General features: G+C 69.1%; 14 protein-coding genes and 1 pseudogene. 5 read left to right on the top strand and 10 right to left on the bottom strand.

Going from position 1 to position 15,676, the window contains the following annotated elements; genetic code table 11:
- Window positions 1–36 precede the first annotated feature (36 nt).
- A complete protein-coding gene (locus ACFZDK_RS51985; RefSeq protein WP_390985404.1) occupies window positions 37–357 on the bottom strand; it encodes a hypothetical protein in 321 nt (106 codons plus the stop codon).
- Between the two features lie 129 nt (window positions 358–486).
- Here ACFZDK_RS51985 and ACFZDK_RS51990 point away from each other — a divergent pair, with 129 nt between their 5' ends.
- Window positions 487–705, top strand: a complete 219-nt coding sequence (locus ACFZDK_RS51990) for a hypothetical protein (RefSeq protein ID WP_390985406.1) — start codon at window positions 487–489, stop codon at window positions 703–705.
- A gap of 713 nt (window positions 706–1,418) precedes the next feature.
- On the opposite strand, the gene ACFZDK_RS51995 is transcribed toward ACFZDK_RS51990, so the two are convergent.
- Window positions 1,419–1,913: a hypothetical protein gene (locus ACFZDK_RS51995; protein ID WP_390985408.1), complete on the bottom strand. Its 495-nt coding sequence runs from the start codon at window positions 1,911–1,913 to the stop codon at window positions 1,419–1,421.
- 120 nt (window positions 1,914–2,033) lie between these two features.
- Window positions 2,034–2,711, bottom strand: coding sequence for a transcriptional repressor LexA (lexA, locus tag ACFZDK_RS52000; RefSeq protein WP_390985411.1), 678 nt, complete (start codon window positions 2,709–2,711; stop codon window positions 2,034–2,036).
- Between the two features lie 466 nt (window positions 2,712–3,177).
- On the opposite strand from lexA, the gene ACFZDK_RS52005 reads away from it, so the two are divergent.
- The 3 genes from ACFZDK_RS52005 (at window position 3,178) to ACFZDK_RS52015 (ending at window position 5,943) form a co-directional block, all read left to right on the top strand.
- Window positions 3,178–3,330, top strand: coding sequence for a hypothetical protein (locus ACFZDK_RS52005; RefSeq protein ID WP_390985414.1), 153 nt, complete (start codon window positions 3,178–3,180; stop codon window positions 3,328–3,330).
- Window positions 3,331–3,777: 447 nt separating this feature from the next.
- On the top strand, window positions 3,778–4,440 hold the full coding sequence (locus ACFZDK_RS52010; RefSeq protein ID WP_390985416.1) for a hypothetical protein: 663 nt from the start codon (window positions 3,778–3,780) through the stop codon (window positions 4,438–4,440).
- A 501-nt stretch (window positions 4,441–4,941) separates the two neighbouring features.
- On the top strand, window positions 4,942–5,943 hold the full coding sequence (locus ACFZDK_RS52015) for a DUF6215 domain-containing protein (protein ID WP_390985419.1): 1,002 nt from the start codon (window positions 4,942–4,944) through the stop codon (window positions 5,941–5,943).
- A gap of 89 nt (window positions 5,944–6,032) precedes the next feature.
- On the opposite strand, the gene ACFZDK_RS52020 is transcribed toward ACFZDK_RS52015, so the two are convergent.
- The 6 genes and pseudogenes from ACFZDK_RS52020 to ACFZDK_RS52045 form a co-directional block, all read right to left on the bottom strand.
- Complete coding sequence (locus tag ACFZDK_RS52020) at window positions 6,033–6,698, bottom strand: DUF3566 domain-containing protein (RefSeq protein WP_390985422.1); 666 nt, start codon at window positions 6,696–6,698, stop codon at window positions 6,033–6,035.
- A gap of 472 nt (window positions 6,699–7,170) precedes the next feature.
- Window positions 7,171–7,474, bottom strand: a pseudogene (locus tag ACFZDK_RS52025) (GNAT family N-acetyltransferase); the annotation flags it as partial.
- A gap of 132 nt (window positions 7,475–7,606) precedes the next feature.
- The gene (locus tag ACFZDK_RS52030; protein ID WP_390985424.1) at window positions 7,607–8,464 is read right to left on the bottom strand and encodes a dioxygenase; all 858 of its coding nucleotides are present in this window, start codon (window positions 8,462–8,464) and stop codon (window positions 7,607–7,609) included.
- A gap of 58 nt (window positions 8,465–8,522) precedes the next feature.
- A complete protein-coding gene (locus ACFZDK_RS52035; RefSeq protein ID WP_390985426.1) occupies window positions 8,523–9,365 on the bottom strand; it encodes a citryl-CoA lyase in 843 nt (280 codons plus the stop codon).
- Window positions 9,358–10,548 carry a CoA transferase gene (locus tag ACFZDK_RS52040; protein WP_390985506.1) on the bottom strand — a complete coding sequence of 397 codons (1,191 nt, stop codon included), beginning with the start codon at window positions 10,546–10,548 and terminating at the stop codon, window positions 9,358–9,360. Before ACFZDK_RS52040 ends, ACFZDK_RS52035 begins: the two co-directional genes overlap by 8 nt.
- Before the next feature lie 72 nt (window positions 10,549–10,620).
- Window positions 10,621–11,442: an IclR family transcriptional regulator C-terminal domain-containing protein gene (locus ACFZDK_RS52045; protein ID WP_390985429.1), complete on the bottom strand. Its 822-nt coding sequence runs from the start codon at window positions 11,440–11,442 to the stop codon at window positions 10,621–10,623.
- A 274-nt stretch (window positions 11,443–11,716) separates the two neighbouring features.
- Here ACFZDK_RS52045 and ACFZDK_RS52050 point away from each other — a divergent pair, with 274 nt between their 5' ends.
- Window positions 11,717–13,165 (top strand): amidohydrolase family protein, encoded by a 1,449-nt coding sequence (locus ACFZDK_RS52050; protein WP_390985432.1) that lies wholly within the window; start codon window positions 11,717–11,719, stop codon window positions 13,163–13,165.
- A 440-nt stretch (window positions 13,166–13,605) separates the two neighbouring features.
- Here ACFZDK_RS52050 and ACFZDK_RS52055 read toward each other — a convergent pair whose 3' ends face one another.
- A complete protein-coding gene (locus ACFZDK_RS52055) occupies window positions 13,606–15,330 on the bottom strand; it encodes a tannase/feruloyl esterase family alpha/beta hydrolase (RefSeq protein WP_390985434.1) in 1,725 nt (574 codons plus the stop codon).
- Between the last annotated feature and the right edge of the window lie 346 nt (window positions 15,331–15,676).

Below are 15,676 nucleotides of genomic sequence, written 5' to 3' on the forward strand. Positions count from 1 at the left end.
CCTGAACTTCCCGACCACCCACGGCCGCCGAGACGGCTACAACACCCAGCGCCCTGGCGACAAGTGCTGCGGCAAACGCAGCAACTTGCAGCGCACGCCCAGCTGGAGATCCTCCACCAGGTCCCGGACGGATTCGGCGCCTATCCCGGCCGCACCGAGCTGGTCCTCGAAGCCGGGATACCCGTAGCCGACCAGTTCGACGGCAGCGGTCGCGTCCGGGACGGCCAAGTCGGCATCGCGGACGACCTCGGGACCGAGACGCGCGGCCTCCGCGCGGGCCAACGTGCCGCCGGGCGCCGCGACCACGAGCGCGACGGTGACCACGGCGGCCGGGGTGAGCGCGGGGTGCAAGAGCAAGGCGACGGGCTCGTGCCGACTTTAGGAGCTGTCCGGTCGATCACGGTCTCGACTGCCCCGGGACCTGAGTTGCCCGGTCCAGAGGATGGCTGCTGACCAGGTGCTGGCAGGCTTTACGATCAGTCAGTGATGGATACCCCGACGCATTGGACCGTGCGCCATTTCTCGCAGGCCAACCCCGCCGGCCCTGGCTGCGACAGCGTTCCGGCTCTCCTGCGACGGCTGGCAGACGCCATCGAGGCGTTGGGCCCGGCGGAGATCCAGCACGTGGTGATCGAGTCAGAGCCGACCGAGCACGGCCCTTGGCGGTCGGGCACCGTCTACTTTCACCTGCCGGAGGACGAATGAGGACTGATCCTGACGCTCACGAGCGGAGCCAGATCACCAGTGCCGCGGCGGTGGCGGTGCCGAGGTAGACATAGCGTCGCTTGCCGTAGCGAGTGGCCACGGTCCGGTGCCGCTTCAGTCGATTGATGGCCCGTTCAACGGTGTTGCGCTTCTTGTGGTGCTCTTCACCGAAGCCCGGTGGGCGTCCGCCGCGAACCCTTGCGTAGGCGGGCGGCCTGGCTGTCAGTCTTCTCCCGGATGGTGTGCCGGATGCGAAGCCGGCGGGGTGCACCTCATACCATCGGCCTCCGTCTGCGGCCCTCCCGCGCGACACCGCCCCGCATCGCGTTGCTGCCGGTGTGACCGCACCACCGGCTTCCGCGGCGCCGACACCTGACAGGAAGTCCGCAGCGCCCAGTCCACTGCCCCGGGAACCCCAACCTCCCGGGGCTCGTCGGCCCCACGTTCACACCGGGATCGGGGCAGGGGCCGTATCTCTCGCGAGTGCAGCGGAGCACGGCGGCGCCGCTCGACCCAGTTCTTCGCCACTGCACCGGTTCGGACCGCCGCCGATGCCGAGCACCCGGTCATCGCGAGATGGAAGCGGAAGTCCAAGGGAAGAAATGATCAAGGAGTCATGTAGGGCCGGAGTCATGTACGGCAGGGCTCCTCTCGGGCTTGCGCGGATCCGAATCCCCGCCGGGCCTTGGGCCGTCTCGGTCCTCAAGCAGCAGTCATTGCTGACCGATCTGTCGCGAAAGACCCTCGAAGAACTCCTCAAGACCGGCCGCAGCGAGGTCGAACTGGCTGGACCACGAGGCGGTGGTCGACCTCCAGACCCGCCCTGAGCCTGCAAGTGCGAACAGATGGCCGCCGCCGTCGCTGGCGAAGACCAGGGCAGGTTCTTCCCCGTCGATCCGGACGGACCCGTAGGCGCGGAAGTGGTCCGCGACCAGCGACGCTGGATGGACGAAGCAGCCGCTCTCCACATCGGGGAAGGAGACCTCGGCGATCACCCAGTACATCGTTGTCAGGTCCGAGGGAATCGGTGTCAGCGCCACGAGCGCATCGGTGGCCTCACGGCTCGCGTCCGTAGCGAGCACGACGACGTTGCTGTCCGGCTCGAAGCCATACCGTGCGCGGAACGACTGCATCAGCTTCACGAGCTCCGTGTCCGCCCGCTCGCACCACCCCTGCAGCCACTCGGCATCAAGCCGTTCGTCAGCCAACACCGCTCCCTGCCGCATCGGCCTCGGACCCCGCAGGAGCACTTGCGCAGTTCCGGTCAGAGCCGTCTCCCACCATCCGCCCGTCCGCTGGATCACGGCGCGCAGGCACCGTGGTTGCGGTCACAGCAGGCGGAGCACGCCGACGACCTTGCCGAGGATCCGTGCCTCGTCGCCGGGGATCGGCTGGTACGACGGATTGCGCGGCATGAGCCACACCCGCCCGTCGCCTTCTTGCCGACGCAGGACCTTCACGGTGGCCTCGTCGTCCAGCAGCGCGGCGACGATGTCTCCGTGGTCTGCGCTGTCCTGGCGCTTCACGGTGACGATGTCGCCGTCGCAGATCGCCGCGTCGATCATGGAGTCGCCGGAGACGGTCAGGGCGAAGACTTCGCCGTCGCCGACGATCTGCCGGGGCAGGGCGTAGACGTCCTCGACCATCTCCTCGGCGAGCAGCGGGGCACCGGCTGCGATGGTCCCGACGAGCGGGACCTCGACGGCGGCGTCGCTTCTGTCGCTCAGATCGGGTGCCCATGTGGGCCTGACCTGGTAAGCGCGCGGGGTGTGCGGGTCGCGGTAGATGACGCCCTTGTTCTCCAGCGCCAACAGCTGGTGGGCGACCGAGGACGTGCTGGCGAGGTGTACGGCCTGGCCGATCTCCCGCATGGACGGCGGGTATCCCTGCCGGGCGACCGTTTCGGCGATGTAGCGAACGATCGCCTCCTGGCGGCTCGTCAGCTTTCCGTCCGTGGTCTGCGGGCCTGGGGGCCGGCCCCGGCGCGGGGTCATGCTGTCGTTCATGCCGGCGCCTCCGTATCCGCGTGTTCGCACAAGATCCGCTGGCGCGAGCCTAACCCGCCGCCCCCGGTAAATAAAACACTCTTTCGGGTAGTGCGCGGGGTGAGCTGATCACGGCCCTGCGGCTTCGAGTGCTGGGCACGGACCCATCGAGCGCCGAGGCGTTGGTCCTTCAGGGGATGAACGTCGCCTCCGTTGCTTGGAGTTGGGTTCGTCTCGTCCCAGCGGCGCCGGGACGAGACGAACCCAACAGCCGCTCATCTGGCGTGCCCGACATGCGGAACTGCTTCTCGGTGCGTCCGCGGTGGAAGCGGGGCCCTGGTGGCTTGTCGGGTCGAGGCTGTGCGTGCCGGAGTGCCTGCGCCTGAGGCCTGCCGAAGGGCCTCGCCGGTGTGGGGTCGGAGCGGTGCACGAGTAGCCCCGGGCGCAAAGCTGCCGTGTGCACCGGCCGTTGCCGTGTCTACCACGCGTGCCAGAGCTCACCGTGACGGTGGCGGACCGGGGGGACGTCTACGTCGTCAAGGTCGTGGCCTGCGTGATGCAGTCCGCGGATCCGTTGGACTTCGAGTCGGCCCCGGAGCCGGGCACGACGTTCAGCCGTAGCGATCTCTGCGGAGAATGAGCCCCTTCTACAGGAGAGCACCAGCGGCTGCCAGGAAGTGACGCGGCGCAGCGTCTTCGTCGGAGCAGGGCGACGACCTTCGCGGGCGGCTTGGGCCAGTTCGGCGTGTGTGTAGCGCAGGTCGTACAGGAACATGGACTCCGACGCGCCGTCCTGGACGCGGAGTCGCCAGGGAGTCGTGCGAACAGTCCTGGACATCGAGAGCCTCCGTAGGGCCCTCTGGGCTCTCCAGAGGTACCTACGGCGGGTGCGAAGTGGTGAGCACAGCTCAGCCCCTCCCCCTCGTCGGTGAACGATCCAGCAGCAGCACAGTAGTCGCGCAGAGGAGTAGGGCCGAGTCGTTTACTGGCCCCCGTCCCCCCTCGTCGTCACGCACCCCTGCTCCTGCGCTCCTGATCGGTGCGGCACAATCGCGGTCAACGGGTGGGCAACGGTGGGAGTGGGAACGTGGGGCTTTTTGGCTCACGAGGTCGACGTGAGGGCATACCGAACGAGCCGGCACTACTGGCTGCGGCTGCCGAGAATCCTGGTGGCAGTGTCGCCGAGATCGACCCGACATATATCGACGACCCGAACGGCTACGTACCTCCCGAGGCAGTCCGCGGCGCGTGGTTGGTGGACAGCAGCGGGAAACTGACAGGTGAGTACCAGGAGAATCCCCGTCACGGGGTGCCCCAGGACGACTTCGGCAAACTCACCGATCCTGATCACTGGCTGGGCTGGCTCGGCGACGATCCCGCGGCCGCCGTCCGGAAGGGCATCGAAGAGTCCTTGCGCGCCCAAGTGGCAGACGCGGTGGTCGAATGGGTCAAGATCCTTGAAACACCTCGGTTTCTCACGGGTGGGCGTCGACATACCGAGGACAAACAGGTCATGTTGGTCACCCGCGCGGCACTCGCCGCGCCGTTTGCGTTGTCCGTGCGCACGGCGCGGCACGGGCGTTCCATCCTCCTGGGGGTGTTCTCCTGGGTGGCGGTGAATCTCTCATCGCCCGAAGTCCGCAAGGATCGGCACTGGTTCGACCTGGGCGCCGGGCTGGACTGGGCCGGTGAACGGCTTGAGGAGCGGATCTACGAGATCGGCGGCGAGGAAGGCACCGCCGAGCGGTAGAGCGGCGGCCACCGGCCTGGCTCCCGGCCCCGCCCGTTCGGGTGTCCGTCGCATGGCCCACGACGCCGGCCCAGCCGGTCGAGCACCGTCACAGTGGCGTGCCGAGGGAGGCACGCACGCCTCCACGCGGTCGCGGGCAACGCCGGCCAGGGCGTGCCTGATCGGGGGTCTGTGCGGAGCGCCGGCGAACCAGCCGCCGACTGCGCTCGGGGGTTCCTCGCCCTCGCAACCGCGGGCTGGTCCGGTTCAGCCAAGTGCGACAACGGCCACCGGAGTTCGCCGCTGCCGTCGACGACCGGGAGAGCCGGTGCCGCGCCCGTTTCGTCGCGGTCTGCGCAGCCGGCGATGCCCTGTACGAGCGATCTCTGGAAGAGGCCGTGCCGGTGCGATCACGTGCTGGGATCCCCGGCTTGGCGGCTCTTGCTTCGGCAGGCACTGCACGTGCCCGGAACTGTGGCTTCCACCACGGCGCATGTGGTCTTGATCTGCTGTGATCACCGGGTGCTCGGTCTCCTCCTCCGTCTTCTGCCGTTCTGGGTCCGTGAGCCCCTGCTCATCATGCTCGGGTCCGTTCTCGGCGTACGCCTCATGTATCTCGCCGTCCGCGATCACGACTGGGCCGTGGCCGGTTTCGGCGTTGTGTTCCTCGTGTTCACCGCGGTACGCGTCCACGCAGTGGTACGAGCCCTGCGCGCACGCCGGAACCCGAGTCCGGCGCCCTCCGCGGACGCGGCGGCCGTCGTCGCTGCTCCCCAGGTCCCGACCACCGGAGCCGTACCACGTCCCGGGCCGGTCACTCCGGAGAAGGAGCCCAACGCATGGGGCCAGGCCTTCGCGGCCGTGGCCGTGATCGGGGCACTCGCGGGCGTGCTGTGGGTGGCCCCACACGTGCTGCCGTCGGACGACACCACACCGCAAGCCGCCTCGTGCCCGGGCGGGGAGAACGAGCAGTTGCCGAAGGCCTACAAACGGACACCCCGGCCTGTGACCGGTGAGGAACTGTGCACGGCGCTCAACCGGCCGGAGCTCGCCCAGCTTCTCGGAACGCCCGGAGAGATCGCGACCTCTGCTTCGGGCACGAACGACACCGCCGCTCTCACCGATGGGAAGGTCGCCCAACCAGAGGCCCAGGTCGCATTCGACACGTACACCGTGAACGTCTCGGCCACGTACAACAAGCTCACGACCGACCAGTACGTGAAGCTGATGAACTACGGGGACGAGACGGACATCAAGACGCTTTCGGTTCTCGGCCGGCCCGCGGTCCTCTCCTCGGATCACACCATGAAGATCGAGATCAATCTCGGGAGCGGCACATCCGGCGGACCGGTCGAACAGGGTCCCCTGGCCAGGACGCTGTCCGTGGCCCTGGACCGCCATGACCGGGGCGGCTACTGCGAAATCACCGTGTGGAGCACATCCGGAGCCCTCCCGAACGACAGCGCCCTCCTCGACATCGCCGAGAGGGTTCTCCCGGGGATCCCCGAACCGCCTGTGCGATGAGACGCCGGCCCTTGTTCGCGCTCGTATGTCCTCGCGCGTACGGCCATGGTGCGTGTCGTCGCCCGGTCCGGTCTGCTCGGGGACGGAGCTCAAGTCCGGGACTGCCGCCTCTGAGGGCGGTCTTCGGCCTCGGCCGAGAGCGGGGGCGAGTCGCCATGACGTCGACGGGAAAAGCGCTCACGCACACGGGAGTTGACCGGGAGGAAGACGTCCAGACGCCGCCGGGCCAGGGCATGCAGCCGCGTCATGAGCTGCAGGGCCTCAGCGGCCGGTGTCGGATCGGTCAGATCGTCGGTGAGGGCCACTTCGACGCCGCCGCTGAACCGCGCGGTGTAGTTGTACATGAAGCTGCACAGGCACCCCAGGGCGGTGCCCAGGACGATCTCCAGCGTGACGACCCCGATGGCGGTGACCATCGTCTCCCACGGTGTCGGCCACTGGCCCGGGGCCACGACCTGCAACATCAGCGATGTGACGAGGGCGGTGCCGAGCACGCACACCCCCAGGCCGGTCAGGAAGAAGAAGCTCATCAGCGTGACCGACCAGGGGTTGGTCTCGGATATCCGCAGGTGGGTGGGGCGGCCCGGCGGACCGTGCGGGAGGGTGCGATCGGAGGTGGGCGGCGCGGTCTCCGGTGATCCGAGCGGGGGTGCTGTCGGAATGGGCGGCGTCGGTGCCGTCACGGCGCGGGACGCGATCCTCGGCGCCCGCTTACGGGGTGTGCTGCGGGTCCTGCTGCGCTTGGTTCGGCTCATGTCCGCTCCCTGGCTCTGCCCCCACCTGCGACGTTATGTGCATGTCGTCAGCCGCGCATCCCTGGCGATGACGGTGAGTGAGCAGGATCGCGTCGACCCTCAGCGACGCCTCGCCGCCCGGCCATGCCTCCGTACGACATGAGGTCACCCCGTCGGCCTACAGGGGCCCAGAGGACAAGGCTTCTCCTACCATTCGGGCTGACCGCTGTCCGAGCTGCCGGCCAGGGCGGGCTGAGCCCGGCGGGAGGGCCGCTCACCGCGCGGTCGGCTGTCTCCGACCTGGTTCCGACTGGACTGGTGTGACCGTCGGGGTGTGAGCAACGCCGAGATCGCGCGCTCACACCGTGCTCTCCTGCTCAAGGTCGCCATGCAGACCGACCGCTGGGCGGCGATCGGCCTTTCGGCCGGCGATCTGATCAGGACCAGAGTGAAGACGCAGCCGTGCTTCCCACTGGGCCTGCCGCCCAGGGTTGGAGGGCGTGACCGGGGCCCGCAGGCCGAGCCACTGCTCGGCGTCCCACGCCCGGAACCGCTCCACTTCGGCGAACCCCAGCTTCACCGCGAGTCGCATCGGGCCCACGGCGGCGGTCTGGGTAGCAAGCATCACCGGCTCACCGAGATCCCCACGCCCGCGGCAGGAACAGGTGGCCGAGAGCGGCCTTCCCCACAGCAGCCGGGCGACGGTGCTGCTTGGCTCTCCTGAGCAGAATCTGACCGATCATCACCCCGTCGAGATCGACGACGAAGCTCCCGGGCCACCGTTCGGGCACCTCGGGCGACGCCGGCAGCCCAGACATGTCAGCCGGCCAATCAGCAGGCTCAGCAGCGATCAGGACTCGCGGACCCGCGTGACTTCGTGTCCTGGCGAGTCGTTTGAGGGATCCCCTCCGCGGTCGACCGTCCGCTGGTCAGCCGGGCTGCAGGATGAAGTCGTACTCGGCTTGCAGGTACGGCACTTCAATCTTGCTGCCGTCAGGGGCGGCGCCTGCCGGCCGTTCGGCGAAAGAGGTGATCAACGCGTCCTTGGTACCGAAGACGACGTCGGATTCCAGGTACTCGCCGCCCTCCTGGAACAAGTGGGTGATCAGCTTGCGGTAGTCGGGTTCGTCGATGAGGAAGTGGACATGTGCGGGCCGGAAGTAGCTGATGTCCGTCTTGCGCATCAGGTCGCCGACGGGGCCGTCCATGGGGATGGCGTAACCGCGCGGCGCGATGGTGCGGATGCAGTACGTGCCGTCCTCACAGGTACGGTACTTGGCCCGAAGACGGGCCTCGTCGACCTCGGGGAGCTGGGCTTCGTAGGCGCCGTCGGCATCGGCCTGCCAGACGTCGAGCACGGCGCCCGGGACCGGCCTGCCCTCGATGTCCGTCACCTTGCCGGTGAAGAACAGCGGTGTGCCTTCGATGCCGTCCGACATGTCGAAGCCGTAGGGTACGGTCGGCGAGCCGTCGACGTGGAACGGCCCGAGCACCGTGGCGGGGGTCGCCTGCGGCGCGAACCTGTTGTTCAGCTGCACGACAAGGGTGCTCAGTCCGAGCACGTCAGAGGTGAGGATCAACTCCTGTCGCTTGTCGTCGCAGGTCTGGCCGGCCGCGGTCAGCCACTCGATCGCGGCCATCCACTCGTCCTCGGTGAGCCGCACCTCACGCGCGAACTCGTGCAGATGACGGACCAGCACGGTCAGGAGCTCGCCCAGCCGCGGGGAGTGCGCAGTGGCCCAGCGCTGGACGGCCAGCTCGGTGATGTTGTCCTCGTCGACGAACACGGTTGCGGCTCCTTGGTCTGCGGGCGATTGCGGTGCAGGGCGTGCGACGGTCGCGGGGTCAGTCCTCGCGCCGTCCTTCCACGAGGGGCTTCGGGGCGTAAGGGACCGGCGGGACGGGGGTGTTGTTGAGGTCGACGGACAGGAAGACGTCCTGTGCGACCGGGTGGCGCAGTTCCTCGGCGAGCTGACCGATCAGCCCGGCGGTACGGGCCAGCAGCGCGAAGCCGCGCAGCAGCGGCAGCGGGAGACCGAGGTCCGCGAGGGCGGCACCGCAGACGCCCGCTCCGTTGAGGGGAAGTGTTCTGTTCAGCACGGTCGGGTGGACTCGGCCGATGGCGGCGAACAGGTGCAGGTGCGGTCCGAAGACGCCCTCCTCCTGTGCGATGCGCATCAGTCGCGGTGTACGGGGGTCGCCCTCCTTGTGTACGTGGTGCCCCAGGCCGGGGACGAATTTCCCCAGCGCGCGCTGCTCCCGGACCGTGCGCAGGGCGAGCTCGTCCCAGCCCGCCTCGTGGGTGGGCAGGGCACCGTCGAGGGACTCCAGTACGTCGTGCAGGAAGCGGCCCGTGTCCTCGGTGACGCCCAGGAAGCGGGAGCCGCCGCCGAGCAGGCCGGCGGCGAGGGCGCCCTGGACCGAGTCCGGTGCGGAGAGGTAGGTCAGACGGGTGACGATGGCCGTGGGGGTGAAGCCGTGATCGGCCAGCGCGGCGAGCACGGCCTCGAAGACCCGTGTCTCGCCGGGGGTGGGCCGCCGCTGGGTGGCGAGCCAGAACGCGAGTTCGCCGAAGCCGACCGAGCCCATGATGTCCTCGGCCAGGTCGTGCCCGAGCAGGGTGATGGTCTTCAGGCCGGAAGCACCCAGTGCAGTGGGGTAAGCGGGGCGGGGTGCCGGCTCAGCCATGGTCGGCCTCCTCGGCTCCGGACACCCACTTGCGCAACTCCTCGCCGTGTTCGTCGAGTTCAGGTGGTGGCAGCCGGTAGGCGGCGGGAGTCGCGGAGAAACGGATCGGATGCCGGGTGGTGGGCACCGCACGGTCCCCCTCCCCCACGGTGACGACCGGGTCGAGTCCGAAGCGCTCGGCCATGGCGAACCCGCCGTCGATGGTGTTGATCGGTCCGCTCGGTACGCCGGCCTCCACCAGCGCCTCGAACCATTCGGTGGCGCCGCGCGTGACCAGCCTCTCGACCAGCAACGGCCGCAGCTGCTCACGGTGGGCGGTGCGGTCGGCGTTGCGGGCGAACCGCGGGTCGTCGGCGACCTCCGCTATGCCGAGTACTTCACACAGCTTGCGGAACTGGCCGTCGTTGGCGGCGGTCACGATCAGGTCGTTGTCGGCGGTGGGCAAAGGCTCGTAGGGGAAGACGCTGGGATGGGCGTTGCCCATCCGGTACGGCACGGTGCCGCCGGCGACGTAGGCCGAGCTGTGGTTGACCAGTCCGGTCAGGGCCGAGGACAGCAGGTTCACCTCGACGAGCTGGCCCGCGCCCGTGGCGTCCCGGTGCCGCAGTGCCGCGAGAATGCCGATCGCGGCGTGGTTGCCGGCCATGACGTCGAACACGGATATCCCGGCCCGGTAGGGCGGCCCGTCCGGGTCGCCCGTCAGGCTCATGAGCCCGGAGATGGCCTGCACCATGAGGTCGTAGCCGGGGACGTGGCGGCCGGGCCCGGCGCCGAAGCCGGTGATCGACGTGTAGACCAGGCCCGGGTTGTCCCGGCGGAGCGACTCGAAGTCCAGTCCGTACTTGGCCATGCCGCCGGGCTTGAGGTTCTCGATCAGGACGTCCGCCCGGCGGGCGAGCTTCCGGGCGACCTCGGCGTCGGCCTCGTCACGCAGGTCGAGGGCGATCGAACGCTTCCCCCGGTTGATCCCCAGGTAGTAGGTCGAGACCTCGCCGCGGGTCGGGGGCGTCCAGGTCCGGGTGTCGTCGCCGTTCGGTCCCTCGACCTTGACCACGTCGGCCCCCAGGTCGGCGAGCAGCATCGTGGCGTACGGCCCGGCGAGAATCCGCGAGAAGTCCGCGACCAGCACCCCGGAGAGCGGTGCCGCGGTGCCCTGCCGAGCAGGCTTGGTGCCCTGTGACATCATTCTCGCCTCCCTGTCCGCACAGCGGACGATCGTCCGGAAGGCGATTCTGTGTCCTGTACGGAGAAGGCGTCAAGACTTCACGCCCATGCCCGCCGGACGGACGACGTGCGGTGCGGACTCCAGCCGGGCGAAGTCCACGCTGATCTCGCCGGCGGCCTGCAGGAGGAGCGGCAGGTAGTCATTGAGCAGCACCTCCATCGAGGTCTCGGCGGCATGCGCGTTGACGTTGACGCTCGCGACGACCCGGCCCGAGCCGTCCCGCAGGGGGGCTGCCACCGAACGGATGCCCTTGGCCAGCTGCTCGTCGGTCATCGCCCACCCCCTCGCGCGCACTTCACGCAGCTCCGCCTCCCACTCGGCCCGGTCCGGGCGCCACACGGACTCCAGTCCGGAGCGGCTGGGCTCGGCGAGGATGCGGGCCACGTCGTCGGGCGGCAGGGCGGCCAGCAGGACCTTGCCCAGCGAGGTGGGCAGCGCGGGGAAACGGGTGCCGATCTGCACGGCGAGGGTCACGATCTTGGGCACCGAGACCCGTGCGACGTAGACGATGTCCGAGCCGTCGAGCTGTGCGATCGAGCAGGACTCGTTCGTGCGCTCGACCAGCCACTCCAGGTGCGGACGGGCCACGTCCCACAGCCCCATCGAGCGGACGTAGGCGACGCCGAGGTCCAGGACGTGCGGTGTCAGGGCAAAACCGCCGGCCTGCGGGCGTACGTATCCCAGTTCGGCCAGGGTGAGCAGGATCCGGCGCGCGGTGGGCCTGGCCAGTCCCGTCGCGGTCGCCACATCGGTCAAGGTCATCACGGGCTGCCGGGACTGGAAGGCAGTGATGACCTCCAGGCCTCGGGCCAGCGCCTCGATGAAATCGGGCCCGGTTCCTTCACGCGGCATGGTGGCTCCTCCTGGATGTCTTCGAATGCACTGTGCATGTGTCCGCCTGGCGGACGATCCATTGCAGGCACTCTACGCAGGAAAGTTGGCTCTTGTGTCCATGATCCGGCGTCAATGGCTTTCATCTGGCCGCACAGCGGACACTGGCCATCAAAACTGGGTGGAGTTCGGAATACGCGCAGTATTGACAGCGATCGGCGGCCTGATGACCATCAGACAGCAGCAACCGGCCGCTATACGGACACTCGTCCGGTGCAGAGTGGGAGATTCAGTGATGCGCCAGTCCACCCCATTCCAGGCGGGACACCCCGTCGTCTTCCGCGGCGGCACGGTGCTGCCCATGGACCGCGCGCGACGGGTGCTCACCGACACCGACGTGCTCGTGACCGGAGACCGGATCACCGCGGTCGGCCCGCGGCTCGCCGTCCCGGAGGGCACGACGGAAATCGATGCGTCCGGCGGCATCGTGATGCCCGGCATGATCGACACGCATCGGCACATGTGGCAGACGGCGATGCGGGGTTACGGCGCCGACTGGACCCTGACCCAGTATTTCGTCTGGTACTACCTCGCACACGGCAAGACCTTCCGACCGGAGGACGTGCACGCCGGAAACCTCCTGGCCGGCGTCGAAGCGCTGGACGCCGGGGTGACCACGGTCGTCGACTGGTCACACGGGCTGCAGACGGTGGCCCACGCGGACGCGGCCGTGGACGCGCTCCAGTCGGTGCCCGGACGGTTCGTTCTCGCCTACGGCAACATCCAGCAGGCTCCGGCGGAATGGACCGCGGCACCGGAGTTCCGGGACTTCGTGCGCCGCCGCATCACCGGCGACGACATGCTGGGCTTCCAACTCGCCTTCGATGTCACCGGGGACCCCGCCTTCCCCGAGAAGCCGGCCTTCGAGGTGGCCCGTGACCTCGGCGTCGGTGTCACCACCCACGCCGGCGTCTGGGGCGCCACCAACGACGACGGCATCCGGCTGATGCACGAGCACGGATTCATGAACCCTGAGACGGTCTACGTACACGCCTCCACCCTGTCGGCCGACTCCTACCACCGCATCGCGGCCACCGGCGGCTCCATCTCGGTTTCCACGGAGAGCGAGCAGAGCGCCGGCCAGGGCTATCCCACGACCTGGGCGATCCGCTCCCACGGCATCCCCGTCTCCCTCTCGATGGACACGAGCGTGTGGTGGAGCGGCGACCTGTTCTCCGCCATGCGCACCACCCTGGGCGCCGACCGCGCGCGCGAGCACCTGGAGGCCCACGCCGGCGGCGAGACCGTCACCCACTGCGCGCTGCGCGCCGACCAGGTGGTGGAGTGGGCGACGCTCGGCGGTGCCAGGGCACTCGGCCGCGAGCAGGATCTGGGCAGCATAGAGGCGGGCAAGAAGGCCGACCTCGTACTGTTGAAGAACGACCACTCGCCGGTCTCGTTCCCGGTCCTCAATCCCTACGGCCATGTGGCATTCCAGGCCCAGCGCGGCGACGTGCACACCGTGGTCGTCGACGGCCGGGTGGTCAAGCACGAGCACCGACTGCTCGGCGTCGACCTGGCTGCGGTGCGGCGCACGGTCGAGCAGACCGTGGAACACCTGCGGTCGGCCATGGGCGAGGAAGCATGGGTGAAGGGCATGAACCCGGACGTCCCCGAGACGAAGGTGCTCGACAACCCCTACACGTACACCGACTACCGCAGCGCCTCGACGCACAGCCACTGAACCGGCTCAGCCGGCGCGACCTCGCCTCGGCTGCAGCTGCCTCCCGCGGCACAGTTCACAACGCCAAGTCCGCCGCCTCCGCCCGTTCTCCCGCCGTCCTCGACGCCTGCCTCGATGCGCGCCGAGCTCCCGATCACGCACGCCACGACGCACACAACCACGCTCCTTCACAAGGACGCCTCGCTCGCCGAGAGCATGCGAAGGGGAAAATCGGGAACGGGTGGCCGGGCCCCTGCTGGACATCGTGCTGGCGCTGCTACGCGACGGACTCCTGCCGCGCTCCCCGGTCCCGGCCGGTCACTCGGAGTCGTACCAGAGACGAACGAGCTCGCCGTCGGCACCGCAACTCGGCATAGCCACGGGCCCGCCCCTCGGAAGGAAGGGCGGGCCGCACGCGGCAACGGCGGATGTACGGGGCCGGGCCGGCCGACGAGGTCAGGTCAGGCCTTGCCCTTGCTGATCACCCACGTGCCGTGGATCCAGGTGCCGACCTGCTCGTAGCCGGAGCGGAAGGAACCGAGCCAGTCCAGGGTCAGGTTCGCCTCGGCCGTGGACTTGACCGAGGTGTAGCTGGAGGGGTCGTCGGCCGAACCGCCCGTGGTCTTCTTGGCGATGGCCGGGAAGGGGTACGTGGGCCGGGACGAGGTGACCTTGCCTGTGCTGTCGACCGTCGAAGTCAGCAGGCCGGCCGGGGCCTTGCCCTGGGTGACCCAGTCGGTGATCGTGGTCAGCGCGTCCAGCTTGTCCGGGCCCTGACCGCCGCCGCAGTGGGCGACGCCGGGGAGCAGGAACAGCCGGGCGAAGCTCGTGGTGGCCGCCTCGCCACCCATGGCCTTCTCAACTGCCTTGTAATAGGCCATCGTTCCGACCGCCGGGATGTGCTGGTCGCCCAGGCCGTGCCAGAGGATCAGCTTGCCGCCGGCCTTCTTGAAGGCGGTGAGGTCGGGGTCGGTGGCGTCGTAGATGCCCGCGCCCAGCTCCATGACCTTCTTGTAGTAGGCGGCCGTGAACTTGACGTCCTTGTAAGTGAGGGCGGGCTGCGGGCCGTCGAAGATCTGGTAGCGCAGGGTCTCGCGCACGAAGTTCTGGTCACCGGTGGTGCCGGTCGCCGTCGTGGGCACGATGATGCCGGCCCAGTTCAGTTCCGAGCCGCGCAACTGGTAGCCCGGGTAGAGGAGTCGGCCGTGCTCGTCGGTCGGGCCTGAGTAGATGCGGCGCAGCGTGGTGACCTGGTCGGCGGTCAGGCAGTAGTCGTCGGACGTCGAGGTCTGCCCGGCCTTGCACCGGATGCTCGCCGGGTCCCAGGTGCAGGCCAGAGGGTCGGCGATGATGCCGTCGGCCGGGGCGTCGCAGCCCTTGAGGGCGGCCGCGTGGATCGGGGCGAGGTCGGCCGTGGTGAGGGTGGCGGGGCCGCCGTCGAGGTACACGGACTGGGCGGTCCAGGCGTGCGAGAAGGTGTTCAGAGCGGTGAAGTTGTTGGCGGGGGCGCCGGCGACGATGCCGTCGAAGTCGGTCGGGTAGCGCTGGGCCTCGGTCAGTGCCTGGTGGCCGCCCTGCGAGCAGCCGTCGAAGTAGGAGTGCGTGGCCGCCCGGCCGTAGTACTGCTTGACCAGGACCTTGGCGACCTGAGCGAGCAGGTGGTCGGACTTGTAGCCGAAGTCCGCGCGCAGGCTCAGGTCCGTGGAGAACAGGCCGCCGCCCTGGGAGTGGCCCTCGTCGCTGGAGCCCACCGCGAAGGCACCGTCCGTCAACGGGACGCAGCCGTACGACGCGGCGGCATTACCGGTGTTGACGCTGCCGCACAGGCCGCCGCAGCCCAGCTGCAGGTAGTTCGCCTGCCAGCCCGTGTCGGGCAAACGCAGCTCGAAGTGGATCTGTGGGGCGATCACACCCTGCACATCGCAGTACCCCCAGTTGCCGAGGGTGTTGCTGCTCGCGGCGACCTCCGCGGCCGAGCCGACCTCGAACGGCACCCCGGGCACGGCGGCGGCCAGGTCGAGGGACGTCACGCCCGAACACGTCATCGCCGGAGCGATGCCGGAGGTGGTCGTGGCCGCGTTGACCGCTGCGGCGGAACCGGAGGTGTACGCGCTGCCGGGCGTCGCGCCGGCGAGGGCGATGCTCACCCCGGTCAGGAGGGCGAGGGCGGCGGCCAGGGTGGCCATGAAAGCGGTGGACTTCCACCGGCACCATCTGGGGAGCATACGCATACTCGGTCTCCGTTCGATCGCTGAGCCGAGGCGAGTGGCCGTCGCAGCGGTGCGCGGGGCGTCCCGTTCGGACTGCCTGTCCCGGAGCACACCGCCATACCTCGCGGCCCCCACCCGGCCCCTGGCAACTGCGGCTTCACAGGGGCGGTACGGCGAGGACCGTAGTCCCGCGATCTAGAGGGGCGCAAGATTAGTCAACGAAATCGTTGACGATTCTCGGCCGGAGGGGCAGACGGCTCCGCCGACGCCGGACGGACCCCGCACTGTCAACCCGCGCGACGCGCAATCTGAGGATTCACGG

The organism is Streptomyces sp. NPDC007901 (assembly GCF_042959465.1).
Taxonomy (GTDB): Bacteria; Actinomycetota; Actinomycetes; order Streptomycetales; family Streptomycetaceae; genus Streptomyces.